This is a genomic window from Trueperaceae bacterium (assembly GCA_036381035.1).
Classification (GTDB): Bacteria; Deinococcota; Deinococci; order Deinococcales; family Trueperaceae; genus DASRWD01.
In genome coordinates this window covers 1-2,317 of sequence record DASVDQ010000158.1, presented here as the reverse complement: position 1 = coordinate 2,317, position 2,317 = coordinate 1, and the positions used below count along the sequence as shown (strand labels likewise).

The 2,317-nt window shown below is 72.9% G+C and carries 2 protein-coding genes; one reads left to right on the top strand and one right to left on the bottom strand.

Annotated features, from left to right (window positions below; genetic code table 11):
• Positions 1 to 727: PHP domain-containing protein (locus VF202_15625; GenBank protein ID HEX7041546.1), on the bottom strand; the 727-nt coding region annotated here is incomplete at its 3' end.
• A 371-nt stretch (positions 728 to 1,098) separates the two neighbouring features.
• On the opposite strand from VF202_15625, the gene VF202_15620 reads away from it, so the two are divergent.
• Positions 1,099 to 2,286: an ATP-binding protein gene (locus VF202_15620; protein ID HEX7041545.1), complete on the top strand. Its 1,188-nt coding sequence runs from the start codon at positions 1,099 to 1,101 to the stop codon at positions 2,284 to 2,286.
• Positions 2,287 to 2,317 lie beyond the last annotated feature (31 nt).

The following is a 2,317-nucleotide window of genomic DNA, read 5'->3' as shown; positions in this document are numbered from 1 at the left end:
GGCGGTAGTCGTCCGGGTCGAGGTAGCGCACCTCCGGCGCGGCCACGACGGGCAGCGAGAGGCTCTGCGCCAGCCGCCTGAGCACGCGGGCGCGGCGCTCGTCCCAGCGGTAGCGGTCGTGGAAGAGCTGCACGTAGAGCCTGTCCCCGAAGGCGCCCTTGAGCTGCCTGAGGAGCTCCTCGAGCTCGCCGACGCGCCGGCGCGCCAGCAGACGCGACGGCAGCCCTTCGCGACCGCCCGTGAGGAGGACGAGGTCGTGCGCGTGCGCCAGCAGGACGGGGAAGGGGACGTCCCTCTCGTCGCGCTCGTGGGCGAGGGTGACGACGCGGCAGAGCGTCTCGTAGCCGGAGCGCGAGGCGGCGATGAGGACGAGGGGGTAGACGTCGTCCTCCACGCGCACCGGCACCGTGGCGCCGATCAGCGCCTTCACCCCGTGCTCGTGGGCGGCGTGGAACAGCTCGACGCCGCCCGTGACGTTGAGGTCGTCGGCGAGGCCCACGTAGCGGTAGCCGAGCTCGGCGGCGCGCTTCACGAGGCTCGTGGGGCTGGCCGTGCCGGCGCCGAAGCTGAAGTACGAGTGGGTGACGAGCAGCGCCGAGAGGCGCTGGCGCGGGGGCGGCAGGTCGCCGCCGCGGACGCGCTTCCCGCCCGGCTGCCGGCCCTGGGGCGGCGCGGGCTCGCGGGCCGCGCCGTTCGGTGCGGCGTGCTCGCGCGGCGCGCCGCTCACGGGACCGCCTCCGCGGGTCTCGTAGCCCGTCGTACCGCCCACGCCGGGCGCGTGGGGGCGCTCTCTGCGCCGAGGACCGCTGGGGCTGAGAGGACAGGCGGACGCATGGGACCTCGATCCGGACGAGCTTCGTGCCGCCGCGCGCCGCGCGGCTCGGGCCGTGGGGGGAGCGCTCGTTACCCTTAGAAACCAAGGGTATCCCGAGGATAGGCCCGCCCCTCGCCGCCGTCAATCGAACCGAGTGGTCTAGTCACGATCGTCGGGCCTTCCGCCGCTCGATGCCCCGGCCGACGCCCGCGTCGAGCCCCGGGAGCCGCCACCGCGAGGGCTCGCCATTTTGCTCAACGTATTGAGTATTATTACTCAACGTGATGAGCACTTCGCCCACCTACCGCCGGCCCCAGGTCGCAGAGCTCGTGCGCCGGCTCTCCGAGCCGCGCCGCTACATCCAGGCGGTCACGGGCCCGCGCCAGGTGGGCAAGACCACCCTGGTGCAGCAGGCGACGGACGCCCTGGCCGTGCCGGTGCGCTTCGCGAGCGCCGACGAGCCCACGCTTCGCGGACCGGAGTGGGTACAGCAGCAGTGGGACGCCGCGCGCCTGTCCGGCGGGGTGCTCGTGCTCGACGAGGTGCAGAAGGTCACGGGCTGGTCGGAGACAGTGAAGCGCCTGTGGGACGAGGACACCAGGGCGCGGCGCGACCTCAAGGTCGTGCTGCTGGGGTCGGCTCCGCTCCTCGTGCAGCGCGGGCTCACGGAGAGCCTGGCCGGGCGCTTCGAGGTGATCCACGTCGGTCACTGGTCGTTCGCGGAGATGCGAGAGGCGTTCGGCTTCGACCTCGAGAGCTACCTGTACTTCGGGGGCTACCCCGGCGCCGCCGCCCTGGCCGACGAGCCGGACCGCTGGCGCCGCTACGTCCTGGACTCGCTCGTCGAGACGACGATCTCGCGCGACGTGCTGCTACTGACGCGGATCGGCAAGCCCGCCCTGCTGCGCCGGCTCTTCGAGCTCGCGTGCCGCTACTCCGGACAGGTGCTGTCCTACAACAAGATGCTCGGCCAGCTCCAGGACGCCGGCAACACCAGCACGCTCGCCCACTACCTCGACCTCCTCGCCGGCGCTGGGCTGGTCAGGGGCCTCGAGAAGTTCGCGGGCGACGCCGCCCGCAGCCGCGCCTCCAGCCCCAAGCTGCAGGTCATGAACACCGCCCTGATGACGGCGATCGCCGGGCTCGGCCCCGACGAGGCCCGCTCGGACGGCGAGCTCTGGGGTCGGCTCGTCGAGTCCGCCGTCGGCGCCCACCTGGCGAACTCCGCCGCGGCCGGCGAGGCAGAGCTCTTCTACTGGCGCGAGAGGAACCACGAGGTCGACTTCGTGGTCAGGGCTGACAGGACGCTCGTGGCCATCGAGGTCAAGAGCTCCAGGGTCCCCGACCTCCACGCCGGCACCCGGGCGTTCGTGAAAGCGTTCTCGCCCCGGCGCACCCTGCTGGTGGGCGGCGACGGGATCCCGCTGCGCGAGTTCCTCGCGAGGCCGGTGACGCACTGGATGCAGGACTGAGCCCCCGCGGAACGCCCCGCTCGACCCGCCC

Excerpts from the sequence above, each read along its gene's own strand:
- VF202_15620 (HEX7041545.1), top strand. The coding sequence starts at position 1,099 with ATGAGCACTTCGCCCACCTACCGCCGGCCCCAGGTCGCAGAGCTCGTG.